This is a genomic window from Planococcus sp. PAMC 21323 (assembly GCF_000785555.1).
Classification (GTDB): domain Bacteria; phylum Bacillota; class Bacilli; order Bacillales_A; family Planococcaceae; genus Planococcus.
In genome coordinates, this window is the sequence record NZ_CP009129.1 from 485,164 (window position 1) to 509,659 (window position 24,496).

Sequence of the window (24,496 nt, forward strand, 5' to 3'; positions counted from 1 at the left end):
CAAAGTAACAAGAGGATTTTATTCGACTGGAGGGAATGTACATGAATAATGGCATCTCCATCAATAACCTTAGTAAAGCTTATGGTAAAACAGATGTACTTAGAAAAGTTGATTTACAAATTGCAGAAGGCGAAATTTTTGGTTTAATCGGACCATCGGGATCAGGAAAAACAACCTTGGTCAAGATGATTGTCGGGATTGAATCCTCGACAAATGGGACAGTTGAGGTACTGGGCAAAAGAGTACCTAATTTGAAACTGCTTCAAAATATCGGCTATATGGCTCAAGAAGACGCCTTGTATCCCGAATTAACGGGCAAAGAAAATCTAAGTTTTTTTGCATCGCTATACAAAATGAAAAAATCAGATTTGAAAAAACGTATCGCATACGCTGCCAATTTGGTTGAGTTGACTGATGAACTTGGGAAAAAAGTGGCAGCTTATTCAGGTGGCATGAAGCGGCGCTTGTCTTTAGCAATTGCATTAGTCCACGACCCACAAATTCTAATTTTGGATGAGCCGACTGTCGGTATTGACCCTGAACTTCGTATCTCCATTTGGCGTGAATTGATGACGCTAAAAAATGAGCAAGGGAAGACGATTATCATAACCACTCACGTAATGGACGAGGCAGAAAAATGCGACCGTATTGCTATGGTGCGTGAAGGTGGGATTTTAGCGACTGGGACACCAAATGAGCTAAAAACTACCTATCGTGCAGCTAATTTAGAAGAAGTCTTTCTGCAAGCAGGGAGGGTTGCACGATGAGAACTTTGGCACTGATTAAACGGATTATGTTGCAATTGCTTCGTGATAAACGGACAATGGCTTTATTGTTTTTTGCTCCTTTAATTGTGTTGACCTTAATGTATTTTTTCTTTAATGGCGAATCAGAAGACCCAAGATTAGCAGTCGTTGGAGGAAATGAACCGCTCCTTACTGCGATGGAGGATGCATCAATTGATGTAATTTCTTACGATGCAGCCGACAATCAAACTATTGTTTCGGACAATTTAGCAGGCTTATTAGAAATAAAAGACGGTAGTTTCCGAATAGTATTAGAAAATAACGATCCAAGCACATCGCGTGCATTACTAATGAAAATTACGCAAATCGCAGCGATGCAAGGTGGAGAAAGCGCTCCAAGCATAGAAACAGAATATGTTTTTGGAGATAAAGATACCGCATTTTTTGACGTACTCGGACCCGTACTCGTAGGCTTTTTCGTGTTTTTCTTTGTTTTTCTCATTTCAGGAATTGGGTTGTTAAAAGAACGCGTGTCGGGAACGCTCGAACGGTTGTTAGCAACGCCGATTCGTCGCTGGGAAATCGTTTTGGCTTATTTAACAGGCTTCGGTATTTTCGCCATTATCCAAACCGTTATCGTAGTATTTTACTCGATACAAGTATTGGATATGGTGATGATTGGTCAAGTATGGCATGTGATTATTGTCAACTTAATGCTGGCATTAGTGGCGTTATCGCTAGGGATTTTACTATCAACATTCGCATCATCTGAATTCCAAATGGTTCAATTTATCCCAATAGTCGTCATTCCACAAATCTTTTTTGCCGGTATTATTCCACTTGAAGGGATGGCGGATTGGCTACAAAATCTCAGCCGCATCATGCCGCTATATTACGCAGCCGATGCCCTAAAAGCGATCATGTATAGAGGAGAAGGGCTAGCGGATATCTCGAGTAATTTATTGGCACTTGCTGCATTTGCAGTCGTGTTTATCTTTATGAACATCTTCGCTTTAAAGCGCTATCGAAAATTATAATAAAGTATTTTAGCTGTCTGCTTTTATGGGCAGCTTTTTCTATGGGGTTTAGGGGGTAGCGCAGTTCGCGTATGCGAACTGCTAGGCATTGTAAGGGGGGTGGTTTTGTGGAAAGATGTTGTGAAATTTTCTATGCGTGTAAAGAGTGGAAAAGTTCATGTAAAGAGTTCAAAAATTCATGTAAGAGAGCTAAAATTTCGTGTAAAAGCCGCAAAAGTTGCTGTAAAAATCTCAACCCATGAAAATGGTCGAAAACCTCATTTAACATCAGCAAACCTACTCAACTCATAACAAGAAAACAAATTTCCGACTCTCCGACTACCTCTATCGTGTGACTTTTGATAAAATTAACGAGCAGGCGAATTTTAGCCACAGACAGTATCTAAAGGAGAGAACATAATGAAATACTTTTTAGTTGGAACAGCGATTGCGTTAATCGGCGTGTTAGTGGCGTATTTACTAAATGATTGGTCATTGGTTTACATGATCAGCGGCATTGTTGCTGGTGTTGCATTGATATGGGGCGTTTTGGCATTGGGCACGGGTAAAAACAAATCGACAAGAACGACAAGTTCAGAAAAGCGTCGCGAAAAGCAACAGCGCGTGACGAAAATGAAAAACGCAGTGATGGTGGCTGTGCCGAATATACTTGCGGTAATCGTCAACTTAGCGGTGATTTCATAAAAAGATGGGGTGAGGCGTTGTTAGGGTATTACAGCAAGTTGTCGTCGGAAGTGTACGATCTCGATAAGCCAATTGGCAGTTCGTTCGGAGATATTGAATATTACTTGGAGCGGCTCGGTTCATGCAAAGGTCGCATTTTGGAACCAGCAACTGGAACTGGTCGTTTACTTGTGCCATTGCTTGAAAAAGGGTTCGAAGTAGACGGTTTTGATGTATCCGAGGAAATGCTGACGGTGTGTCGTACCAATTGTGAAAAACACGGATTCTATCCAAATTTATTTCATGCAAAAATGGAGTCGTTTTCGGTTGATAGAACATATGGGGCCATTGTGATTCCGACTGGGACATTTCTGTTGCTCGATGAGCGTGAAAAATCGCTTAAAGCGCTTCAGAATTTCTACAATCATTTGGAAACAGGGGGACGGTTAATTGTCGACTTGGATGTGCCAGCAGGTGTCGAACTGGAGAAAACTTCTACACGCACGTGGCAAGCGCTCAATGGTGATACGTTAACCGTCGAAAGTAAGAAAATCAAAGTGGATTGGATTCACCAAACCTTTGTTTCACAAGGACGTTATGAACGTTGGCGCGAAGGGAAGTTGATCGAAACTGAACTCGAACGTTATCCAATGCGTTGGTACGGCGTTGAAGAATTCCGTACCATTTTAGAAAACATAGGATTTCAAAAAATCCACATTTCATCTGGCTATCAATTTGATCAATACCCCGAAAATGCAAACTCCATCATTACTTTTGAAGCGACAAAATAAGAAAACCGAGGCGGAAATCTGCCTCGGTTTTCTTATTTTATTTTCGGTTTAATTCCACCGCATCCCAAATCAATAGCTTCAGCTCGTCGCTCTTAATCTCATCAGTTCTATTCAAGCGGACGTGACGCATTTTTTTGCCGTCACCTTCGAGTAAATTAGATTCGTCGCGAAGTTCAGCACCGCGGTAAAAGCCGAAATTGACATGACCTTTGGCCGTTTGCATATAGCAGACGAGACCTTCTTTTGCATAACTAGGCTTGTCCCATTTAAAGCCTTCGTCCATTTCTGGATAAGCTTCGAATACCAATGTGCGAAGTTCTGAGACGATGTCTTGCACCGGATTTTCTAGTCTTTCAATAAATTCATCTACTTGCGGATCTTTTACTGGATGCATAGACGGTCTCCCCTTAATTCGTTTTGGATGATACGAGTAAAAATTGTACATCGTGCTCCGTTAAGTTAAACCAATAATGTCGTTTGCGTGCATCGAACATGATAAACTTTTTTCCTGTTCCTAAATATACCAACATTTACGAAGAAGGCTTTCTTTACCAAATCTTCTGACTCTATCATACCGTACATCAGTTAGAATTAAAATTTAAGCAGTAAGTTGACAGAATATTGGTCGGCAATTAAATCAATCCTATAAGTGACAACTTCGGACTAAGATAGGCTTCTAGTGGAAAAAGGATTAGCAAGATTACAGTTTAAATTTAAAATTACCCTATTCTTACACCTAAATTTTTTTGGTTTTTACAAATATTTTTCGAGCCTTTTTCAGAAGCAAGAGTTCTAAAGAAATATGAATTACTTTTCCAAAAAACTCGCTTTTTTATAATTTATTTGTATAATGATGGAAAGTGAAATAAAAGCAACGCGTGAAAGCGCGTTGCTTTTATTCTTCAACTTGTTTAATTAGTCGAGCGGGGTTACCGCCTACTAAGGTATTAGGGAGAACATCTTGTGTAACTACGGCCCCCGCCGCAATAATCGCATTGTTGCCAATCGTGACACCCGGGGTAATAATGGCGCGACCGCCAATCCATACGTTGTCACCAATTATGACTGGCTTGCCAAATTCTTTGCCAGAATTTCGCGCAGCAGCATTTAGCGGATGAGTCGCTGTGTAAATATGAACTCCGGGAGAAATCATGCAGTTATCCCCAATGCGGATTTCGCATACATCGAGAAATACGCAGTCAAAATTAGCATAAAAATTATTGCCAACGTGAATATTAAATCCATAATCACAGCGAATCGTTGGTTCGACGTGAATATTGTCTCCGGTTGAGCCAAGTAATTTTTTCAGCAAATCGCTGCGATCTTGACCGTCCATTTCGGTTGTATCATTAAATAGTCGGCTAAGACGGCGAGCATTCATGCGTTTTTGGCGTAGTTCTGAATCGTGCGGATCGTACATTTCACCAGCGAGCATTTTTTCTTTTTCCGTTAACATTCGTTAACCTCCCCGAAAAATTATGGTAAATCGATTGTATCATAGCTAATTTCAAAAATATTTAGTAAACTTATGGAATATTCTTTATAATAGAGAGAGACTGGAGTGAATTTTATGAAATCAATTAACAACAAAGTCATAGGTTACAAGGGGATTGAAGTTCCTTATACCGTGATGCTAACTGAAGACTACACAAAAAAATTGGCGATTTTCTTGCCAGGTGCTGGATATACAACAAAAAGTCCACTTTTCCATTTCGCCGAAGAAATTTTCTTGAACGCAAATTACAATGTGTTGCGTGTGAATTACCAATACACGGATAAAGCTTATGACGACTTTACCATGACTGAACTGAATAAGGCGATTGTCCACGACGTGCGCCAAGTAATTAGCGAAGCGCTCAAAGGAAGAAATTATCAAGACTTTTACTTAGTCGGCAAATCGCTTGGTACGATTGCGATGGGGTCTGAAATGCTGCGCCCAGAATTTAGCGATGCTAAAGCTGTATGGGTAACACCATTATTAAATCAAGAACAGGTTCTCAATACGATGGTCAACAGCAAAAACGAAGCATTATGCTATATTGGCGACAAAGATCGCTATTACTCAGCAGGTGCGTTCGAGTTGCTGAAAGAAAACCCGAATTTGAAATCAACATTATTACCGGAAATTAACCACCGCTTGGATTGCCAAAACGATCCACTCAAATCCATCGATGCTTTAAAACAAATCATTGCAGGAATTAAAGAGTTTTAACAACTAGCTGCCCTTGTGGTGGCTTTTTTTATAGAGTAATTGCCACATCCTTTATTCAAATAGAAAAACCACCGAGAAACACTCGGTGGCAAACTATAATCTATTTAGATGGGCAATCTCAATTAACGAATGCGTAATTCAGAATCGCCATCAAAGAAATGGGCTTTATTCATGTCAAAAGCAAGTTCAATTGTCGATTCTGCTTCAACATTAAAGCGTGAATCGACACGTGCAACGAAATCTTGGTCATCGATTTTTGAGTAAAGGATAATTTCTGCACCCATCAATTCAGCAACATCGATATAAGCTTGAAGCTTTGTATGTGGCGAGTGTTCCAAGAATAACGGCTCATCGTGAATGTCTTCAGGACGAACGCCGAGAACTAGGTTTTTGTTTTCATAGCCTTGGTCTTGAAGCATTTTAAGTTTGTTTTCTGGAATAAGCACTTTGGAATCGCCCATTACAAAATGGCTACCAACTAATTTTCCTTGTAAGAAGTTCATAGAAGGCGAACCGATAAATCCACCAACAAACATGTTTTCTGGTAAGTCGTACACTTCTTTTGGTGTACCGACTTGTTGAATAAATCCATCTTTCATTACCACTAAACGCGTTGCCATTGTCATGGCTTCAGTTTGGTCATGTGTTACGTATACAGTCGTTGTTTGCAAGCGACGGTGTAATTTCTGGATTTCTGCGCGCATTTGCACGCGAAGTTTAGCGTCAAGGTTTGATAACGGCTCATCCATTAAAAAGACTTTAGCATCACGGACAATCGCACGACCTAAAGCAACACGTTGACGTTGACCGCCTGATAGCGCTTTTGGTTTCCGGTTTAAGTAATCGTCTAATCCTAAAATTTTTGAAGCGTTCGCAACACGCGCTTTAATTTCATCTTTTTTCATTTTACGTAGTTTTAAACTAAACGCCATGTTTTCATAAACAGTCATATGCGGGTACAGTGCGTAGTTTTGGAAAACCATTGCGATGTCGCGATCTTTTGGCGATACGTCGTTAACACGCTTGTCACCGATAAACAAGTCGCCATCTGTAATATCTTCTAATCCTGCGATCATGCGAAGTGTTGTAGATTTACCGCAACCTGAAGGTCCAACCAATACTAGAAACTCTTTGTCGCGAATTTCTAAGTTAAAGTCTTGAACCGAAACTACACCTTTTTCATATTCTTTTTTAATATTTACTAATGTTAAGCCTGTCATGTGGTTTCCCCCGATAATCTCATTGTCATTGCTAACAGCTTAACTGAATGACGATGGAGAAGAAATATCAAAATTGCCTAAAAAATCAAATCTATTTTTGTGCACATTTACTTTTTGATCAATATCGCTAAGTATACAGCCATTGCCTCATGGAATTTCCGAACATCGATGCCAGTGTTTTCATAAAAGCGGTCGAAGCGGTATTGCAAGCTATTGCGATGCATATGCAAAGCTTTTGCGGTTTCTGAGATATTTAAGTTATTGCGAACAAAAACTTCAAACATCTTCATCGTTTCTCCATCATTAATATAATCTTGCAAAACCGATTGCTTTATCTCATTCCGAAGTGGCTCTGGTGTTTGGTCGATCAATAAATACGGAACTGCATCGGTATAACGGATGACGGTTTTATTCGAATACCGACTGACCGTTTTTGCGCCATCTACCATTGCTCGGTAATGAGTAGAGGCACCGTCTAAACTCGTACGAAGTGGGCCGACGAAAAAGTGGATGTTAATATATAAATCGCTCATCAACACATCGATAATTTCTTCGTAAGAGATGGGGCCGTCCTCTTTGGTGACGTATTCGACCAATATTCCTTGATGGTCGTTTTCCCACAAAATGGGCACAGTCTGCGCATAAAAATCATCAACCGCTTGTTTAAACGCTGCAGGGCTAATCTGTTTTTCTTGAATGGAAAAATGAACAAAGCGATACGAAGAAACTGATGGAAATGCATCAGAGTCAATCGAGTCAGTAGCATCTACTGCAGCTAACCACTTTTTTTCTTCGTCCGTTTGCATTGGAAACGAAGGGTTATACGGCGTCAAGAGTGCTGCCAACAAAGACAAATCTCTTGGAGCAAGTTCTGTTTCATGAATGCCGACAATGACGCCGTCAGACAATGAAAACCATTTATATGCTGAATCTGAAGAAAGCTTGCTTTGGTCAAGTAATTGAAGCGAAGGGTAAAGTTTTTTTAGTTGATCGATCATCGAATACCTCTTTTCGCAAATTTTGGTGTTCTGAAGAGTTGCATAATTTATTCATTATACAATAAAAAATTAAGGAGTTGGCAAAACAGCGGATTCATGTATGATGTTAGAATAGTATTCACTTTACGAGAAAAGGGGCGTCTTGATGACTGAATGGTGGAAAAAATCGACTGTGTATCAAATTTACCCGCGAAGCTTTATGGATTCAAACGGTGATGGAATTGGCGATATTCGTGGCATTATCCAGAAACTCGATTACTTACAGGAGCTTGGAGTAGACATTCTTTGGTTGTCACCGGTATACGATTCACCGAACGACGACAACGGTTATGACATTCGCGATTATTATGAAATCATGAAAGAATTCGGTACGATGACCGATTTTGATGAGCTGCTCGAACAAGTACATACGCGTGACATGAAATTGGTCATGGACCTTGTCGTCAACCATACATCAGATGAGCATGCTTGGTTTAAAGACCATCCCGATTTTTACATATGGCGCGATCAACCAACCAATTGGCGCTCGTTTTTTGGTGGATCGACATGGGAGTATGAAAAAGAACGCAATCAATACTATTTGCACTTATTTTCAAAAAAACAGCCAGATTTAAACTGGGAAAATCCAGAACTGCGAAACGCTGTTTACGAAATGATGCGCTGGTGGCTAGATAAAGGGGTAGACGGATTCCGAATGGACGTTATCAATATGATTTCAAAAAATCCGGATATGAAAGATGCACCAGGTGGCGATGGCAGTAGTCAATTTATGAACGGACCAAACGTCCATACTTACTTAAAAGAAATGAACAAACAAGTCTTGTCTCAATACGATATTGTCACTGTCGGTGAATCACCGGGCACCTCGCCTAAAGAAGCACGCGACTATACCGCCGCGCAAAATCAAGAACTCAATATGATTTTTACGTTTGAGCATATGGACCTTGACCAAGCTTCTGGCGAAAAATGGGATTTAAAGCCACTCGACCTGACAGACTTAAAAGAAAATCTAGAAAAATGGCAACATGGCCTTCACGACGAAGGCTGGAATAGTTTGTATTGGAACAATCACGACCAGCCGCGTATTGTGTCGCGTTTTGGTGACGATCAACAATGGCGTGTCGAATCCGCTAAAATGCTTGCGACCTGTCTTCACTTTATGCAAGGCACACCGTATATTTACCAAGGCGAAGAACTGGGTATGACCAATGTTCGCTTTGATTCTATAGAAGATTATAAAGATATTGAAACCATCAATATGTACAATGAAAAGCGCGCAACGGGAATTTCGCATGATGACATCATGACGAAAGTTTATGCGAAAGGTCGCGACAATGCACGTACACCAATGCAATGGTCGGATGCACCCAATGGTGGGTTTACAACAGGCACGCCATGGATAAAGGTAAATCCAAATTATACAAACATCAATGCTCTACAACACCAAGATCCGGATTCTATTTATCAATACTACAAAAAACTAATCGCGTTCCGTAAAAATATGGACATCATCACGCATGGCGATTTCAAGCTATTGTACCGTGATGACAAAGAATTATTCGCTTATACGCGTACATGGAACAGTGAAAAATTGACCGTTTACTGTAATTTCTCGAGTCAGGAAAAAACAATAGCTTGCCCAGAAGGCGACACGTTAATCGGCAATTACGCTCGTCAACACGACGAAGGCGAACTAGTACTCAAACCATACGAAGCCATTGTCTATTATAAAAAATAAAAAAGAACATTTAGGAGGAACTATGGAAAAAGTATTAGGAGTCGACATAGGTGGCACGAAAATCCGCATGGGCATCATTGATGCGAGCGGCCAAATTTTATACGAAGAAAAAATTCCAACAGTCATTCCACTTTATCCGTACCTTGAAGAAAACGTTTTGCGGATATTGGCAGAGCAGCCAGAAGTCCAAGCCATTGGTATTGGCACGCATGGCTTTGTCGATCCGAAACAAGGAAAGGTAATCTACGCTGCAGAAACATTGCCAGGTTGGACGGGTACACCTGTTAAAGAATGGCTCGAAAAAGCAACAGGCAAACGCGTCGAAGTCGAAAACGATGCCAATGTTGTGGCACTTGCGGAAGCAAAATTTGGTGCAGCACAAGGGTTAAATCGTGTCGTCGTATTGACACTCGGCACAGGTCTTGGCGGGGGAGTATTATGGGACGGCAAGCTATTAAGCGGGGGACCGCATGGTGGTGCTGCGGAGCTTGGTCATATGATTCTCTATCCAAACGGTGTGAAATGTGCGTGCGGACGTCTAGGATGCAGTGAAATGTACGTATCTGGAACCGCGTTGCAGCGACGCATTAAAGAAGCTGGACTGCCAGTAACGCCTCCCGAACTTTTTGAAAATGCAAAAACCGATCCTGCTGCTAAAAAAGTGGTGGAAGAATTTACAGCCGACTTAGCACTCGTCATCAGTAATTTGCAAGCGGTATTCGATATGGAAATGGTCATTATCGGTGGCGGCGTATCAGAAGCGGCAGACTTGTGGATGGCTTCATTGCAAGAAAAGATGGAAGCAGTTTTATTAAATCCGGTGCCAGTAGAAGTAGCACGTTTTGAAAACGATGCCGGCATTTTAGGAGCTGCATTGCTAGTTCTTGAAAATTAAAGTGGGTAGGAGCGGAGAAAGAAACCGCTCCTATTTTTTGGTTTAAACGCTAAATAAGTTTTTTAATTATTTTAAAAAAGACTCTTGTGCAAACGTTTTCATAATGATATGATACAGATAATTAATTTGTGGGAACAACATCCAGTCCGTTTCCATTTTTTATTTGAAGCTTTGTGCAAACGATTTCATAAACATTCTAAAGGGGGATTTACTAATGAAAGAATTAAAGTTCAGCAAGGGGCTTGTAGCATCGTTGATGTTATCAGCAGCAGTTTTAGCAGGATGTAGCAGTGATGGAGAAAAAGAAGGGTCAGGATCTGAAGGCGAACAAGTAACGGTTGATATTTTCCAATTCAAAGTGGAATTTAAAGAACAGTTTGAAGACGTTGTCGCACTTTACGAAGAAGAAAACCCGAACGTTAATATCGAAATCACAACAGTTGGTGGCGGAGAAGATTACGGCGCAGCACTTCGTTCACGCTTTGCATCAGGCAACGAACCCGCGATCTTTAACATTGGTGGACCTCAAGATGTAGCGGACTGGAAAGACAGCTTAGCGGATTTAACAGACACAGCAGCTTCAGGCGCAGCTCTTGAAGGCACGCTTGACGGTGTAACAGTTGAATCTGAAGTACTTGGACTTCCTTATAACCAAGAAGGTTACGGCTTTATCTACAACACGCGTTTATTCGAAGAAGCTGGAGTTGATCCTGCATCAATCACGGATTTCGCAACACTTGAAGAAGCTGTGAAAACATTAGATTCGAAAAAAGACGAGCTTGGTCTTGAATCAGTATTCGCTTTCCCAGGTAAAGAAACTTGGGTAACAGGACTTCACTTATCGAATACATTCCTAGCACCTGAATTTGACAACAATGTACTAACAGCATTTGATGCTGAAACTGTTGACTTCAAATATGGAGAAGGCTTTAAGAAAATTGTTGATTTGCAAAACGAATACTCTAAACAACCAACAGTTAGTCTTGATTACTCTCAACAAGTTGAAGAATTGTTCTCACTTGAGCGCGTAGCGATTATCCAACAAGGAAACTGGGCTTACGGCTCAATCGCTGGCATCGACCAAGAACTTGCTGACAGCGGTGTTGGTCTTATGCCAATTCCTGTAGAAGGCATGGATAATGCTGGATTACCAGTTGGCGTACCAATGTATTGGGGCGTAAACAAAAAAGCTGACGAAGCAGTTGTAGAAGAATCAAAAGCATTTTTAGATTGGTTATATACATCTGATGCAGGTAAAACAGCTGTATTAGAAGACTTTAAATTTATCCCAGCTTACGAAGGTTACGATACGTCGAAAATTGCTGATCCAATGTCGAAAGCAATCTATGATGCATCTGAATCAGGTAACACAATTGGATGGGTATTCATGGGCTATCCAACTGGATGGGGACAAGATGAGCTTGGCGCGAACATCCAAAAATACCTAAGCGAAGAAGCAACATGGGACGAAGTTATGGACTCTGCTAAAGAAGCATGGAAAACAGACAGAGCTAAATAAGTAGCGATAAGCTATTGATCATTATGAGCGTTCAAAACAAAGTAGCCTCTGTGCTACTTTGTTTTGTTACTAGGGTAAATTAGACTTGTAATTTATAACAGAAATCATTTTACAAAGCATATTCCGCAAACCAACTCCGCTTTCCTGCGGGCTTAACGCCCGAGTGGATTTCGACACTTCGCTATCCCGCGGGAGTCTCCGTTGGTTTGCTCCATATCTTGGTGAATTGTTAGTAAAGGATACTTAAAAGAAAAAGCGAAAGGCCGTGCCCGCGGAAAGCGTCCGTCTGGAGCGATTTCTCAACCAAATCTAAAATTAACCGAACAACTCAAGAAAGGAATGATGCCCGTATGCGTACAAAAGATTTATCTTATTGGTTGTTTCTAGCCCCTGTATTAATGGCACTTACGCTAGTCGTCATCGTTCCGATGCTGCTAGGCGTGTATTATTCCTTCACAACTTGGAACGGCATCGACACAGGAGAATTCGTCGGATTCCAAAACTACATCGATTTGTTCAAAGATCAGCGTTTCCTTGATTCGCTATGGTTTACAACAAAATTCTCAGTAGTATCCGTTATCTTAATTAACGTAATCGGCTTGTCACTAGCGCTACTTGTTACAGGTCGCGTTCGTTCAAGCAAGTTATTGCGTACAACATTTTTTATGCCGAACTTAATCGGTGGATTGATCTTAGGATTTATCTGGCAGTTTATCTTCATTAAAGTATTTGCAAGTGTCGGCGAAATCATCGGCATGGAAAGTTTACAAGGCTGGTTGTCTACAACAGACACGGGATTCTGGGGCTTAGTTATTTTGATGAGCTGGCAGATGGCCGGTTACATCATGGTTATCTATATCGCTTATTTGGAAGGAATGCCGAAAGAATTGCTTGAGGCGTCTGAAATCGACGGAGCTTCTTCGTTCCAACGTTTCCGTTATGTTGTATTTCCACTTGTGGCACCTGCGTTTACGGTCAGCATGTTCTTAACGCTGTCGAATACGTTTAAATTGTACGACCAAAACTTGTCGCTAACAGGCGGCGGACCTTACAACTCTACAGAAATGGTCGCGATGGAAATCTTTAAGACGGCGTTTATGCAAAATGCCTTTGCTTATGCACAAGCGAAAGCCGTTATTTTCTTCCTCATCGTAGCGATCATCGCTCTTGTCCAGGTATATCTGAACAAACGTAAGGAGGTCGAAATGTAATGAAGAAAAAGTGGAATATTAAACTCGAAGTTCTCGGCCTATTGTTGGCGATTTTATGGCTAGCGCCGTTTTATCTGATGTTCGTGAACTCGTTTAAATCAAAAAAAGAAATCTTTATGGATACGATTAGTCCTCCAGAAAGCTGGAGTTTTGATAACTACATTAAAGCATTTGAAGAACTTGATTTTATGCAAACATTATTTAATTCGCTATTAATTACCGTCATTAGTGTAGTATTAATTATCCTCTTTTCAGCAATGGCGGCATATGCGTTATCGCGTGCTAAAAGTAAACTTAGTACGGTGTTATTTTTCACATTCGTTGCGGCAATGTTAATTCCGTTTCAGTCGGTAATGATTCCGCTTGTAACCGTATTTGGTAAGTTTGACATGCTGAATCGCGGGGGGTTAATTTTTATGTATATCGGATTCGGCGCAAGTCTTTCGATATTCTTGTACCACGGTGCATTAAACAACATCCCACGTTCACTTGATGAAGCGGCGACAATTGATGGGGCAAATCGTTTCCAAGTGTTCTGGTATATTATTTTCCCAATCCTTAAACCAATTACGGTAACAGTTGCAATCCTCAACATCATTTGGATTTGGAACGATTATTTATTGCCATCACTTGTTATTAATACACCAGGAAGTGAAACCATTCCATTGAAGATGTTCTTCTTCTTCGGTGAATACACGAAGCAATGGCATTTAGCGCTTGCTGGATTAACACTGGCCATCGTCCCAGTTATCATTTTCTACTTCTTTGCACAGCGCGAAATTATCAAAGGGGTATCAGATGGAGCAGTAAAATAAGGGAGACGGTCAAATGGCAATCACGATTAAAGATGTTGCGAAACGAGCGGGTGTATCGCCAGCTACCGTGTCCCGCGTAATTGCTGATAATCCGAGAATCAGTGTAAAAACGAAAGTGAAAGTTCGGGAAGTCATGAAGGATATGGGTTATTATCCAAACTTTCAAGCCCGCAACTTAGTGGCCAATAGAAGTCGAACACTCGGCGTAGTTATGGAAAACTCAGCAGCGCTGGCTTTTCAAAACCCATTTTTTCCGGAAGTATTGCGTGGCATTTCAATGCGCGCCCACGACAGTAAATACGGTTTGTATTTATCGACAGGTGCTACTCAAGAAGAAATTTACGAAGAAGTCGTTGAAATGGTGCAAGGTCGGCGAGTAGACGGCATCATTCTTCTGTATTCAAAAATCGACGATCCGGTTTTGGATTTCTTAAGGCAAAGTAAATTGCCATTCGCTGTTGTTGGGCGTCCACATCAAGATCCGAGTTCTGTCACTTACGTCGATAATGACAACATCAATATCGCAAAAGAAACAGTTGAATTCTTGATTGATCTTGGTCATCGTCACATTGCATTTGTTGGAGGAGCTGTGGATTTTGTCGTGTCACTCGACCGAATGAAAGGCTATAAGCAAGCCTTAGCAAAACACAATATCGTGTTCGACGTGGACTATACGGTCAATCAAGACTTTATGCAAGGCAACGAGCGCGAGTCTATTCGTAACTTGATGGCACTTCCCGTTCCACCGACGGCAATTGTCACGCATGACGATATGGTGGCGTACGAAGTAATTGGCTATCTCGAAGACTTGGAAATTAAGGTGCCTGAAGATGTATCCATTGTTGGATTTAACAATCACACCATTTCAAGACATTTAAAGCCGCCACTAAGCACGGTAGACATCTCGATTTACGAACTTGGACTATGTGCGACAGAATTGGTATTAGAGAAAATAACAGACGACTCGACACCTTCAAAACAAGTTGTGGTTCCTTCCAGGCTAATTGAAAGAGGATCTTGTCGGCGTCTTTGAGAGGGAATGGCTATGAATAAAAAATGGTGGAAAGAAGCAATTGTTTATCAAGTCTACCCACGTAGTTTTATGGATTCAAACGGTGATGGCTTAGGTGATATTAACGGAGTCACAAGCAAATTGGATTATTTAAAAGACATGGGCATCGATGTTATTTGGATTTGTCCAATGTACAAATCTCCAAACGACGACAACGGCTATGATATTAGTGATTATCAAGCTATTTTAGAAGACTTTGGGACGATGGATGATTTTGAACGACTAATGGAAGAAGTTCATGCACGTGGGATGAAACTGATCATCGATTTGGTGATCAATCATACGAGTGATGAGCATCCATGGTTCATAGAATCTAGTTCATCACGTCACAATCCGAAACGCGACTGGTATGTGTGGCGCGACGAACCGTTAAACTGGGAAAGTATTTTCGGGGGACCTGCTTGGGAATTTGATGAAAAAACGCAACAATATTATCTTCACATTTTCTCGAAAAAGCAGCCTGATTTAAACTGGGAAAACCCTGAAGTACGCAACGAACTGTATAAAATGATTAATTGGTGGATCGACAAAGGAATCGACGGTTACCGCGTAGATGCCATTAGTCATATTAAAAAAGAGTACGCCAATACAGAAGGGGCAGGCGATCATTTATTTGTTCCGTCGTGGGATAAATTCATGAACGTTGATGGCATCCAGCCGTTGTTGAAAGAATTGCACGAAGAAACATTTAGCAAACACGACATCATGACAGTCGGAGAAGCAAATGGTGTGTCGGCAGATGAAATCGATGAGTGGGTTAGCGAAGAAACTGGCAAATTCAATATGATTTTCCAGTTTGAAGACATTGATTTATGGAATACGGAAGTAACGAACGGCGTAAATGTTCCAGAACTCAAAAAAGTGCTGAGCAAATGGCAAGACAAAGTAAACGGCATTGGTTGGAATGCATTATTCATTGAAAACCATGACAAGCCGCGAGTTGTCTCGACTTGGGGAGATGATCAAACATACTGGCGTGAAAGTGCGACCGCATTAGCGTGTATGTATTTCTTTATGCAAGGTACGCCATTTATTTACCAAGGACAAGAAATCGGCATGTCGAACGCACCGTTTGAGGAACTTGATCATTTTGATGACGTTCATACGCATAACTTATACTTCCACAAAAAAGAAAATGGCATGGACCACGAATCCATTATGACGCTACTGCGTGCCACTAGCCGCGACCATTCACGTACGCCGATGCAATGGAACAATGGTTTACATGCAGGATTTTCTGCAGAACAGCCTTGGATTGGCGTTAATCCGAATTATGAATGGCTAAACGTAGAAGCTCAAGAAAACGATCCGCATTCAATACTGTCTTTCTACAAACAAATGATTTGGCTTCGCAAAAATATGGACGTCTTCGTTTACGGGGAGTATAAGTTAATTGAAATGGGTCATGAATCTGTATTTGCCTATACGCGCGAATCTGAAGACGACAAAGTGTTGATTGTTACAAACCTTGGTCAGCACGCTTGCTTATGTGCTGTTGACCCAGAAGATTCAACTTTGCTATTAGCAAATTATAGTAACATCGATCCCGAGCAATTAATGCCATACGAAGCACGTGTTTATAAAATACCAAAAGATGCAGTGATTGGGTAAAACTAAAAGCCGAGGAAAGATCCACTTTCCTCGGCTTTTAGATATCTAGCGTCAGATTTCTTACATCACAAATCGGGGGACATACGTTCTCTAAATGTGTATGATAAGTTCAGTAAATAGCTACATTGAACTTTTAAGGGGTGACTAAATGAACAAAGGCATGCTGCAATTATTTAAAGAACGGCAAGGTGTACGCGTGTTATATGCCTATGACGAAATTCAAAAATACATTGAACACGTCGCAGCTTATGCGAAGCATGGCATAGAAGCAGGAGATCATATCGTGTTGATCGAAAATCCTCGTTTGTCACCAAAAATCTATTCCGAATTAGAGAGTCAGCTAACAAAAGAACAGATGGAATGTATTCATTTTGTTAAAAGCTTTGATTTTTATTTTTCGAACGGGAATTACCATCCGCCCGCAATTCAAGCTTATTTTGAAAAAATGCTTCAACCATTTATAGAAGAAAGAGCAACATATAGAGCTTGGGTACATGTAGAATGGGCATCTGGAGATTTTCCTATGCACTTGATAGAAGACTTTGAAAAAGTTCTTGACGTCTCCGTAAAAAATTATCAATTCCCATTGATATGCGCTTACGATGATAAATTACTCGAAGACCCAATCCGAGACATGTTACTCAAAAAACATCCATATATATTGGGTGAAGACGATATCATCGCATCTGATTTATATACAACAGCAGAAAGTTAAACAGATTACACCGCTTAGAAATTAAGGCGGTGTTTTTTTAATTTGGTGGTAAAAATAGTATAGGCTGCGTGGCTTATTTGCTCTTACCCGTGTGTTTTTTGTTTATACCCGTGTGTTCGCATTCCTTACCTGCGAAATCCACGTTTATACCCGGGTGTTCACATTCTTTACCCGCACACCTCCATTATCCACACAAAATCTCGTCAATCTTTCGCTCAAAACGATTACACGTTCTGAACCAGGGTATATTCCTAACAAAACAAAGCATAAAGGAGTCGATCCAAAATGGCGTTTGATTATGACCTTGATTATGAAAATCTTGATTTACGAAAAAATCCAGAACTCTATCGTGTGGGTAGAGGAGAGCAAGGGGTACTTTTAGTACAGCCATATAAAGGTGAGATATTGCCCCATTGGCGATTTAAGACGCCAGAAATTGCGCAAGAGTCGTGCGATAAAATTTCTGAGATGTTTGAGGAGTACCGCAAACAAGATGATTTTGTCGGCATGGACATGGCACGTAAATTCATTCAAATGGGCTATACGCGTGCTCGGCGCTACACCAATTACAAAGGTGGCCGTAAATACAATGAAGATGGCAGTATAAAAGAACGAGACATTGATCCAATTAAAGCAGAGTCGGCAGCAATCTTTAAAAAACGCTGGGACGAAATCCGTGAAGATGAAGATTACTTGAAGCGCAAAAAAAAGCACCAGAAAGAATTTGGCTAAGCTGCATCTTTTATTCAACTAGAGCGTCAATTACTATAACAACTTACAGAAAATAGGTGGCGGAATGAAGAAAGTCGTATTAGCTGGAGGCACGGGCTTTGTTGGACAATACTTAGAACAGAAGTTCACAGAACAAGGTTATAAAGTGATCATTATATCTCGGCAGTCAGGACATTTGAATTGGTCGAATCATAGGGGAATTGTCCAAGCACTTGAAGGCGCAGAAATGGTCGTCAATTTAGCAGGAAAATCGGTAAACTGTCGCTATACAGAAGCCAACAAGCGAGAGATTTTTGATTCGAGGATGGAAACAACCGAAGCGCTAGGAACAGCGATTTTAAATTGTGACAATCCGCCACCGCTATGGATCAACTCTAGTACCTCGACAATTTATCGTCATGCAGAAGATCGTCCAATGACTGAGGCGAACGGTGAATTTGGCAGTGGCTTTTCAGTTGAAGTCGGCAAAGCGTGGGAGCAGGCGTTTTTTTCTTTTAATTTGCCGGCTACGCGACAAGTAGCGCTGCGTTTATCAATTGTTCTTGGTAAAGATGGTGGTGTTATGACGCCGTATGAAAATATGGTGCGCTTTGGACTTGGTGGCAAACAAGGCGACGGCAAGCAAATGTTTAGCTGGATTCATTTAGAAGATGTTTACAGAATCGTCTTGTTCGTGCGCGATCATGACCAAATTAGCGGTGTACTTAATACAACTTCACCAGAACCCGTTACAAATCGCGAACTAATGAAGCAATTGCGAATGGCAATGGATAGAAAAATTGGATTGCCAGCAACCAAATGGATGTTAAATGTTGGAGCGGTAATGATTGGAACAGAAACGGAATTGATTTTAAAAAGTCGTTGGATTTTACCAGAGCGTTTACAGCAGTTCGGCTTTACTTATACGTACCCTACACTCGACAAAGCGCTTCGAAATATACTTGACACTTAAAAGAGTAGGTTAATAAGACTAAAAAGTTCCTCGAAAGAGAAATTTTTTAGTTTTTTTTTATTATATTTTATATATATGTTCTTGTTTCGAGATATTTGCGTTTAAGATAATTGTATATAGGAAATGCCCTATGTAAGGGGGTGACGAATTGACCATAGACGAAATATTGATGATTGGAATTCGCAACCGAGAAGAACAGGCATTAACCGATTTGTACGACCGTTATCATCGCATAATATGGAATATTGCCCGTCAAAACAATCCAGATCAATCTGTCTGTGAGAAACTCGTCACTCATGTGTTCCGAGCTGTTTGGACAAAGCCCCAAGACTTTATACAAAATCGCAGATTGCTGGCGATGTTAATTGACTGCTGCCAATTGGAAATCCTGGAATCAGCTAATAAAATATAACATTCAAAACAATTCTTGTTGATCAAGAGTTGTTTTTTTATTTAAAAAAATAACTACTAAAATCACTTTCGAAGCTATCACGATTTTTACGCAACACTTTCAAGTTGACCAACTACTCGAAAGAGCGTAGCTTAAAGCTAACAGTTCCGTTTGGAACAGTTCTGAAACGAAAGATGGTGAAGTACGTGGAAGAAAGAGAAACGTATATGCAATTAATGTTGTCATTTGCCAATGTGCAAAAAAATATGGTTCGCTTTATTCAAAAATCAGCTGTGGAAAAAGGCTTGTCGATTCCACAGTATTCGATTTTGATGACTATTTTTAGTTGCAGTGAAATGACGCAAAAGACTGTGGGAGAAAAAACCTTCTTGCCAAAAAGTACATTGAGCCAAGCGGTAGACGGCTTAGTAAAAGAAGGGTATCTCCACCGGCAACAAGTGGCGTGCAACCGGCGTGAAATGATGTTGTCATTAAGTGAAAAAGGCCAAGAATTAGTAGATGGGTTTCATTTACAAGAAGACGGATTATATCAGGTATTTAAATCAGCGAGTAATCAATTTACCGCCGAACAAATGAGCGAGCTTCTCGAAGCTCACCAGAAAATTTCGACCTACTTAACAGGAGTGGAACTCGAGGTGACAACCAAATGATTAAAGTCTTAAAGAATTTAAGTCCGTACAAATGGATCGTTTGGGGCGTTGTGGCACTCGTCTTTGCTCAATCAATGGCAGAATTATTTTTGCCAACATTGATGGCGGACATTATTGACAATGGTGTAGTCAAAGGCGATATTCCATATATTTGGGAAATTGGTGGTTGGATGCTACTTGTATCTGCAATCGGAGCTAGTGCAGCAGTTTTTGCTAGCTTTTATTCATCGAAAGCAGCGATGGGGCTGGGGCGTGATTTGAGACAAAAAGTCTTTAAGCATGTCGGGCAGTTCTCACTTCAGGAATTTGATGAAGTTGGAACCGCATCGCTAATTACACGTACGACAAACGATATCAATCAAATCCAACAAGTTACCATTATGATGTTGCGAATGGTGATTAGCGCGCCGATTATGTTAGTCGGTGGGATCATTATGGCCGTTTCAAAAGATGCGAAATTATCGCTAGTTATTATCGGTGCAATGCCCGTTTTAATCGTGGTCATTTTGCTGATATTGAAATACGGGATGCCCTTGTTCCAACAAGTTCAAAAGCGTCTAGACGGCTTGAACTTAGTTGTACGAGAAAACTTAACGGGGATTCGTGTGATCCGTGCGTTTAACCGTGAAACCGAAGAAAAAGCGCGCTTGCAAAAAGCCAATCGTGAATTGGCGGATGTGTCGATCAAAGTCAATAAAGTCATGGCGTTTATGATGCCGACGATGATGTTGGTGATGAACATGACCGTCGTCGCCGTTATTTGGTTTGGTGGTATTCGCATTAGCAACGGCGCTATGCAAATTGGTGATTTAATGGCGTTTATCCAATACGTCATGATGATTATGTTTGCGTTACTGATGGCGTCGTTTATGTTCGTTATGATTCCGCGTGCAGCCGTATCGGCAAAGCGGATTAACGAAGTTCTGGAAATGCAGCCGGCTTTTAAAGATGATGGCACAGCTAAAGCAGATCGCAGTCGTGGCACATTAGAATTTGAAAATGTCACGTTCCATTACCCAGGAGCGGAAGAACCGGCATTATCGAATATTAGCTTTACTGCGAAACCAGGTGAAATCACGGCATTAATTGGCGGGACGGGTTCTGGTAAGACAACGCTCGTCAATCTTGTGCCACGCTTTTACGAAACGAATAGTGGGACAATTCGTGTTAACGGAGTTGATATTCGCGAAGCTTCGCAACAGGAAATTCGATCGAAAATTGGCTTCGTACCACAAAAGTCGATCTTGTTTACAGGAACGATCGAGGAAAATATTCGCTTTGGTAAACAGGATGCTAGCGACGAGGAAATAAAACAAGCCGCAAGTATTGCGCAAGCAGCTGAATTTATCGATCAAATCAAAGGCGGTTATGCAGCACCAATCGAGCAAGGCGGTTCAAATTTATCTGGCGGTCAAAAGCAACGTTTGTCGATTGCCCGAGCATTGATTCGCAAACCGGATTTGTATATTTTTGATGATAGTTTCTCAGCACTGGATTTTAAAACAGACGCGAAACTGCGTAAAGCGCTAAAAGATGAAACGAAAAACGCGACGGTGCTACTAGTTGCGCAACGCGTCAGTACAGTAGTCGACGCTGATCGCATCATTGTATTGGAAAAAGGCAAAATGGTCGGCATGGGCACGCATAAAGAATTGTTGGAATCCAACAAAGTTTATCGTGAAATCGCCTTATCACAGCTGTCAGAGGAGGAAATCGCATGAGCCAAATGGGACCTCCACATGGCGGGTCAAGTATGCCGCCGCAAAAAGCAAAAGACTTTAAAGGAACGTTCCGCCGCCTGGTTTCTTATTTAAAACCACGTCGCAAAAAACTGGCAGCCGTCTTTTTAGTCGCCATACTAAGTACAGTCTTCACGATCATTGGACCAAAAATTATGGGGATGGCCATCACTGAATTATTCGAAGGTGCTTACGGTCAATTTCAAGGAACGCCGGGAGCAGGCATTGATTTTGGTGTCATCGGACAGCTGCTCACACTTCTTGCCGGTCTATATGTATTTAGTAGCTTGTTCAGCTATATTCAGCAATTTATGATGTCGACAGTCGCGCAAGATACAGTCTATGATTTGCGTCAAGACGTCAATCAAAAACTAGAAAAATTGCCGCTCAAGTATTTTGATGGGCGTGCAAATGGCGAGACGTTAAGCCGTATGACGAATGACATTGACACCATCGGCAGCACCTTGCAACAAAGTTTGACGCAGTTTATCACATCAATCGTTACAATTGTAGGGATTTTGGTGATGATGTTAACGATCAGTCCATTGCTGACTTTAATTGCGGTGGTCAGTTTGCCGTTGTCGTTATTTATCATCAAACCGATTTTGAAAAAATCACAAAAATATTTTGCCAGTCAACAAAAAAACTTAGGTCGCTTGAATGGCCATGTGGAAGAAATGTACACGGGTCACCAAGTTGTCAAAGCGTTCGGACACGAAGAAAAGTCCAACGAACAATTTGATGCGGTCAATGAAGAACTATACACTGCAGGGCGCAAAGCGCAGTTTATCTCTGGAATCATTATGCCGATGATGACGTTGATCGGCAACTTGAGCTATGTCTTGATTAGTATCGTTGGGGGTATTTTGGTCACGCAACGAGCGATTTCAATCGGGGATATTCAAGCGTTTATCACTTATTCCAAACAGTTTACGCAACCGATTACTCAAACGGCGAATATTGCCAACATCGTTCAATCAACGATTGCTGCTGCAGAGCGCGTGTTTGAATTACTGGATGAGGAAGAAGAAGTAAAAGAGGTCACAACTTCTGTTCTCGACCGTGCCAAAGGCGCAGTCGCATTCAGAGACGTTGACTTTGGTTATGGCGATGAATTATTAATCCAGAACATGAATATCGATGTTCGACCGGGACAAACGGTTGCAATCGTTGGACCAACCGGTGCCGGAAAAACCACCTTAATCAATTTACTCATGCGCTTTTACGAATTAAATGCAGGACGCATTTTGATCGATGGACTAGATTCGCGCGATATGTCGAGACACGAATTGCGCCAAAATTTTGGCATGGTGTTGCAAGACACATGGCTCTTTAACGGCACCATTCGTGATAATATTGCCTACGGAAAAACAGGTGCAACTGAAGAACAAGTCCGTGATGCGGCAAAAGCGGCGCACGCGGATCACTTTATCCGTACGTTGCCAGACGGTTACGATACGATCTTAAATCAAGAAGTATCGAATATTTCTCAAGGTCAAAAGCAATTATTGACGATTGCTCGTGCGATTCTCGCCGATCCGCCGATTATGATTTTAGACGAGGCGACATCGAGCGTAGACACGCGGACGGAAATCTTTATTCAAAAAGCCATGAACCAATTGATGGCCGGACGCACCAGCTTTGTCATTGCACATCGCTTGTCGACCATCAAAGATGCTGATTTGATTTTGGTGATGGACCAAGGAAAAGTCATCGAGCAAGGCACACATCAACAACTGCTTGATAAAGACGGCTTTTACGCCGATTTGTATCAAAGTCAATTTACAGCAAAACTGGCTGTTTAAACCGAAAAGATCCACTGGGTAGAGCCCCAGTGGATCTTTTTATTCAGAAAACGATTCTTTTTGAGTCTGCAATCCGCGTGCGAGCCAAACAATCGCGCCGATCAACAAGACGCCGCTGATTACAAGTGTTACTGCGTTCGGCAAAGCTTTGGCGTAAACATCCGCCAAATTGAATATACCAATCGACTCGGGCCACGTCGGTGCTAAAAACAGCGAAGCGGCGGCAAGTGAATTATTGATGATGTGCAATAAAATAGGCACCAGCAAATTATTCGTGCGTAAATACAGGAGCGACGCCACTACACCAAACAAAAACGCACCGACAACATCAAGATGCAAAATACCGAACAGCAAACTCGAGATCAAAATACCGCCCCACATCGAAGTTTTGCCAATCAAGCGTTTCAACAACACGCCGCGGAACATAAATTCTTCGACCACAGGCGCGAGTATAGCGATAGTGAAAATGGTGAAAGCGATATACCACGGTGACTCAGGAATCGGGATGCCTTCTAGCAATAGGTCAACAATCCAAGGTGCAACTGGTGCCAGCACATAGAGCTGAAGCCAAAACATGCTGAGTGAAAACGCAATTGACACTGCCACTAATCCAACTAATGAAGGCAACCATTTTTTGATGCCGGTAAACGATAAAACGTTCCAAACAGAGGCATTGTGTTTTTTGAAATAATAACCAAAATAAAGTCCAGGCACAACAATATACATCACCAATTGACTGACGACATCAAACGTAGTTTCACTGACATTTAATGCGAGCAAGGTCGCCATACTAACAACCGATCCGATAACCGAATACAAAATCAAATAGCGAACTTTCATTTCTTCAAACATGGAGCACCGCCTTTTTAGGTGTCATACTAGTTTATACGAAAGCGAACGCAGTAAGTTTCACAAGTCATTATTTTTCGACAGCCGATGTAAAACAGCGTATGCTTAAGAGAG

General features: G+C 41.3%; 25 protein-coding genes. 20 read left to right on the top strand and 5 right to left on the bottom strand.

Annotated elements, in window-relative coordinates:
- Positions 1 to 41: 41 nt before the first annotated feature.
- From PLANO_RS02555 to PLANO_RS02575, 5 genes are all read left to right on the top strand, one after another.
- Positions 42 to 767: an ABC transporter ATP-binding protein gene (locus tag PLANO_RS02555; protein WP_038702714.1), complete on the top strand. Its 726-nt coding sequence runs from the start codon at positions 42 to 44 to the stop codon at positions 765 to 767.
- Entirely contained in the window at positions 764 to 1,783 is a 1,020-nt protein-coding gene (locus PLANO_RS02560; RefSeq protein WP_038702716.1) for an ABC transporter permease, read from the top strand. The genes PLANO_RS02555 and PLANO_RS02560 overlap by 4 nt, the downstream gene beginning before the upstream one ends.
- A gap of 105 nt (positions 1,784 to 1,888) precedes the next feature.
- Positions 1,889 to 2,074, top strand: a complete 186-nt coding sequence (locus tag PLANO_RS02565; RefSeq protein WP_038702718.1) for a hypothetical protein — start codon at positions 1,889 to 1,891, stop codon at positions 2,072 to 2,074.
- Positions 2,075 to 2,182: 108 nt separating this feature from the next.
- The gene (locus tag PLANO_RS02570) at positions 2,183 to 2,467 is read left to right on the top strand and encodes a DUF5316 domain-containing protein (protein ID WP_038702720.1); all 285 of its coding nucleotides are present in this window, start codon (positions 2,183 to 2,185) and stop codon (positions 2,465 to 2,467) included.
- A 17-nt stretch (positions 2,468 to 2,484) separates the two neighbouring features.
- Positions 2,485 to 3,237, top strand: coding sequence for a class I SAM-dependent methyltransferase (locus PLANO_RS02575; RefSeq protein ID WP_038702722.1), 753 nt, complete (start codon positions 2,485 to 2,487; stop codon positions 3,235 to 3,237).
- Positions 3,238 to 3,274: 37 nt separating this feature from the next.
- Here PLANO_RS02575 and PLANO_RS02580 read toward each other — a convergent pair whose 3' ends face one another.
- Both PLANO_RS02580 and PLANO_RS02585 read right to left on the bottom strand, forming a co-directional pair.
- A complete protein-coding gene (locus PLANO_RS02580; protein ID WP_038702724.1) occupies positions 3,275 to 3,631 on the bottom strand; it encodes a DUF1801 domain-containing protein in 357 nt (118 codons plus the stop codon).
- A gap of 501 nt (positions 3,632 to 4,132) precedes the next feature.
- Positions 4,133 to 4,693 carry a sugar O-acetyltransferase gene (locus tag PLANO_RS02585; protein WP_038702726.1) on the bottom strand — a complete coding sequence of 187 codons (561 nt, stop codon included), beginning with the start codon at positions 4,691 to 4,693 and terminating at the stop codon, positions 4,133 to 4,135.
- A gap of 114 nt (positions 4,694 to 4,807) precedes the next feature.
- Here PLANO_RS02585 and PLANO_RS02590 point away from each other — a divergent pair, with 114 nt between their 5' ends.
- Positions 4,808 to 5,449, top strand: coding sequence for an alpha/beta family hydrolase (locus PLANO_RS02590; protein ID WP_038702728.1), 642 nt, complete (start codon positions 4,808 to 4,810; stop codon positions 5,447 to 5,449).
- A 122-nt stretch (positions 5,450 to 5,571) separates the two neighbouring features.
- On the opposite strand, the gene PLANO_RS02595 is transcribed toward PLANO_RS02590, so the two are convergent.
- Positions 5,572 to 6,669 carry an ABC transporter ATP-binding protein gene (locus tag PLANO_RS02595; RefSeq protein ID WP_038702730.1) on the bottom strand — a complete coding sequence of 366 codons (1,098 nt, stop codon included), beginning with the start codon at positions 6,667 to 6,669 and terminating at the stop codon, positions 5,572 to 5,574.
- Between the two features lie 107 nt (positions 6,670 to 6,776).
- Positions 6,777 to 7,667, bottom strand: coding sequence for a PucR family transcriptional regulator (locus tag PLANO_RS02600; protein WP_038702731.1), 891 nt, complete (start codon positions 7,665 to 7,667; stop codon positions 6,777 to 6,779).
- A gap of 145 nt (positions 7,668 to 7,812) precedes the next feature.
- Between PLANO_RS02600 and PLANO_RS02605 the strand changes: the two genes are divergently transcribed.
- From PLANO_RS02605 to PLANO_RS02670, 14 genes are all read left to right on the top strand, one after another.
- Positions 7,813 to 9,405, top strand: coding sequence for a glycoside hydrolase family 13 protein (locus PLANO_RS02605; protein ID WP_038702733.1), 1,593 nt, complete (start codon positions 7,813 to 7,815; stop codon positions 9,403 to 9,405).
- 22 nt (positions 9,406 to 9,427) lie between these two features.
- Positions 9,428 to 10,300 carry an ROK family protein gene (locus PLANO_RS02610; protein WP_038702735.1) on the top strand — a complete coding sequence of 291 codons (873 nt, stop codon included), beginning with the start codon at positions 9,428 to 9,430 and terminating at the stop codon, positions 10,298 to 10,300.
- Positions 10,301 to 10,514: 214 nt separating this feature from the next.
- The gene (locus PLANO_RS02615; RefSeq protein ID WP_038702737.1) at positions 10,515 to 11,819 is read left to right on the top strand and encodes an ABC transporter substrate-binding protein; all 1,305 of its coding nucleotides are present in this window, start codon (positions 10,515 to 10,517) and stop codon (positions 11,817 to 11,819) included.
- Positions 11,820 to 12,169: 350 nt separating this feature from the next.
- On the top strand, positions 12,170 to 13,030 hold the full coding sequence (locus PLANO_RS02620; protein WP_038702739.1) for a carbohydrate ABC transporter permease: 861 nt from the start codon (positions 12,170 to 12,172) through the stop codon (positions 13,028 to 13,030).
- A complete protein-coding gene (locus PLANO_RS02625; RefSeq protein ID WP_038702741.1) occupies positions 13,030 to 13,845 on the top strand; it encodes a carbohydrate ABC transporter permease in 816 nt (271 codons plus the stop codon). Before PLANO_RS02620 ends, PLANO_RS02625 begins: the two co-directional genes overlap by 1 nt.
- Before the next feature lie 13 nt (positions 13,846 to 13,858).
- Positions 13,859 to 14,878 carry a LacI family DNA-binding transcriptional regulator gene (locus PLANO_RS02630; protein ID WP_038702743.1) on the top strand — a complete coding sequence of 340 codons (1,020 nt, stop codon included), beginning with the start codon at positions 13,859 to 13,861 and terminating at the stop codon, positions 14,876 to 14,878.
- 12 nt (positions 14,879 to 14,890) lie between these two features.
- Positions 14,891 to 16,528 (top strand): glycoside hydrolase family 13 protein, encoded by a 1,638-nt coding sequence (locus PLANO_RS02635; protein ID WP_038702745.1) that lies wholly within the window; start codon positions 14,891 to 14,893, stop codon positions 16,526 to 16,528.
- Positions 16,529 to 16,676: 148 nt separating this feature from the next.
- Positions 16,677 to 17,243 (top strand): MEDS domain-containing protein, encoded by a 567-nt coding sequence (locus PLANO_RS02640; protein ID WP_038702747.1) that lies wholly within the window; start codon positions 16,677 to 16,679, stop codon positions 17,241 to 17,243.
- Positions 17,244 to 17,528: 285 nt separating this feature from the next.
- Entirely contained in the window at positions 17,529 to 17,975 is a 447-nt protein-coding gene (locus PLANO_RS02645; protein ID WP_038702749.1) for a DUF4385 domain-containing protein, read from the top strand.
- A gap of 64 nt (positions 17,976 to 18,039) precedes the next feature.
- Complete coding sequence (locus tag PLANO_RS02650) at positions 18,040 to 18,927, top strand: TIGR01777 family oxidoreductase (protein WP_038702751.1); 888 nt, start codon at positions 18,040 to 18,042, stop codon at positions 18,925 to 18,927.
- A gap of 148 nt (positions 18,928 to 19,075) precedes the next feature.
- Positions 19,076 to 19,339, top strand: a complete 264-nt coding sequence (locus PLANO_RS02655; protein WP_038702753.1) for an RNA polymerase sigma factor — start codon at positions 19,076 to 19,078, stop codon at positions 19,337 to 19,339.
- Positions 19,340 to 19,524: 185 nt separating this feature from the next.
- A complete protein-coding gene (locus tag PLANO_RS02660; protein ID WP_081976613.1) occupies positions 19,525 to 19,989 on the top strand; it encodes a MarR family winged helix-turn-helix transcriptional regulator in 465 nt (154 codons plus the stop codon).
- Positions 19,986 to 21,710 (top strand): ABC transporter ATP-binding protein, encoded by a 1,725-nt coding sequence (locus tag PLANO_RS02665; protein ID WP_038702757.1) that lies wholly within the window; start codon positions 19,986 to 19,988, stop codon positions 21,708 to 21,710. The genes PLANO_RS02660 and PLANO_RS02665 overlap by 4 nt, the downstream gene beginning before the upstream one ends.
- Positions 21,707 to 23,533, top strand: a complete 1,827-nt coding sequence (locus tag PLANO_RS02670) for an ABC transporter ATP-binding protein (protein WP_038702759.1) — start codon at positions 21,707 to 21,709, stop codon at positions 23,531 to 23,533. The genes PLANO_RS02665 and PLANO_RS02670 overlap by 4 nt, the downstream gene beginning before the upstream one ends.
- Before the next feature lie 39 nt (positions 23,534 to 23,572).
- Here the strand turns inward: PLANO_RS02670 and PLANO_RS02675 are convergent, their stop codons facing one another.
- Positions 23,573 to 24,385 carry a CPBP family intramembrane glutamic endopeptidase gene (locus PLANO_RS02675; RefSeq protein WP_038702762.1) on the bottom strand — a complete coding sequence of 271 codons (813 nt, stop codon included), beginning with the start codon at positions 24,383 to 24,385 and terminating at the stop codon, positions 23,573 to 23,575.
- Positions 24,386 to 24,496 lie beyond the last annotated feature (111 nt).

Excerpts from the sequence above, each read along its gene's own strand:
- PLANO_RS02555 (WP_038702714.1), top strand. The coding sequence starts at position 42 with ATGAATAATGGCATCTCCATCAATAACCTTAGTAAAGCTTATGGTAAA.
- PLANO_RS02665 (WP_038702757.1), top strand. The coding sequence starts at position 19,986 with ATGATTAAAGTCTTAAAGAATTTAAGTCCGTACAAATGGATCGTTTGG.
- PLANO_RS02625 (WP_038702741.1), top strand. The coding sequence starts at position 13,030 with ATGAAGAAAAAGTGGAATATTAAACTCGAAGTTCTCGGCCTATTGTTG.
- PLANO_RS02600 (WP_038702731.1), bottom strand. The coding sequence starts at position 7,667 with ATGATCGATCAACTAAAAAAACTTTACCCTTCGCTTCAATTACTTGAC.
- PLANO_RS02645 (WP_038702749.1), top strand. The coding sequence starts at position 17,529 with ATGGCGTTTGATTATGACCTTGATTATGAAAATCTTGATTTACGAAAA.
- PLANO_RS02605 (WP_038702733.1), top strand. The coding sequence starts at position 7,813 with ATGACTGAATGGTGGAAAAAATCGACTGTGTATCAAATTTACCCGCGA.
- PLANO_RS02560 (WP_038702716.1), top strand. The coding sequence starts at position 764 with ATGAGAACTTTGGCACTGATTAAACGGATTATGTTGCAATTGCTTCGT.
- PLANO_RS02580 (WP_038702724.1), bottom strand. The coding sequence starts at position 3,631 with ATGCATCCAGTAAAAGATCCGCAAGTAGATGAATTTATTGAAAGACTA.
- PLANO_RS02610 (WP_038702735.1), top strand. The coding sequence starts at position 9,428 with ATGGAAAAAGTATTAGGAGTCGACATAGGTGGCACGAAAATCCGCATG.
- PLANO_RS02620 (WP_038702739.1), top strand. The coding sequence starts at position 12,170 with ATGCGTACAAAAGATTTATCTTATTGGTTGTTTCTAGCCCCTGTATTA.
- PLANO_RS02675 (WP_038702762.1), bottom strand. The coding sequence starts at position 24,385 with ATGTTTGAAGAAATGAAAGTTCGCTATTTGATTTTGTATTCGGTTATC.
- PLANO_RS02615 (WP_038702737.1), top strand. The coding sequence starts at position 10,515 with ATGAAAGAATTAAAGTTCAGCAAGGGGCTTGTAGCATCGTTGATGTTA.
- PLANO_RS02635 (WP_038702745.1), top strand. The coding sequence starts at position 14,891 with ATGAATAAAAAATGGTGGAAAGAAGCAATTGTTTATCAAGTCTACCCA.
- PLANO_RS02650 (WP_038702751.1), top strand. The coding sequence starts at position 18,040 with ATGAAGAAAGTCGTATTAGCTGGAGGCACGGGCTTTGTTGGACAATAC.
- PLANO_RS02590 (WP_038702728.1), top strand. The coding sequence starts at position 4,808 with ATGAAATCAATTAACAACAAAGTCATAGGTTACAAGGGGATTGAAGTT.
- PLANO_RS02630 (WP_038702743.1), top strand. The coding sequence starts at position 13,859 with ATGGCAATCACGATTAAAGATGTTGCGAAACGAGCGGGTGTATCGCCA.
- PLANO_RS02595 (WP_038702730.1), bottom strand. The coding sequence starts at position 6,669 with ATGACAGGCTTAACATTAGTAAATATTAAAAAAGAATATGAAAAAGGT.
- PLANO_RS02670 (WP_038702759.1), top strand. The coding sequence starts at position 21,707 with ATGAGCCAAATGGGACCTCCACATGGCGGGTCAAGTATGCCGCCGCAA.
- PLANO_RS02585 (WP_038702726.1), bottom strand. The coding sequence starts at position 4,693 with ATGTTAACGGAAAAAGAAAAAATGCTCGCTGGTGAAATGTACGATCCG.
- PLANO_RS02640 (WP_038702747.1), top strand. The coding sequence starts at position 16,677 with ATGAACAAAGGCATGCTGCAATTATTTAAAGAACGGCAAGGTGTACGC.
- PLANO_RS02570 (WP_038702720.1), top strand. The coding sequence starts at position 2,183 with ATGAAATACTTTTTAGTTGGAACAGCGATTGCGTTAATCGGCGTGTTA.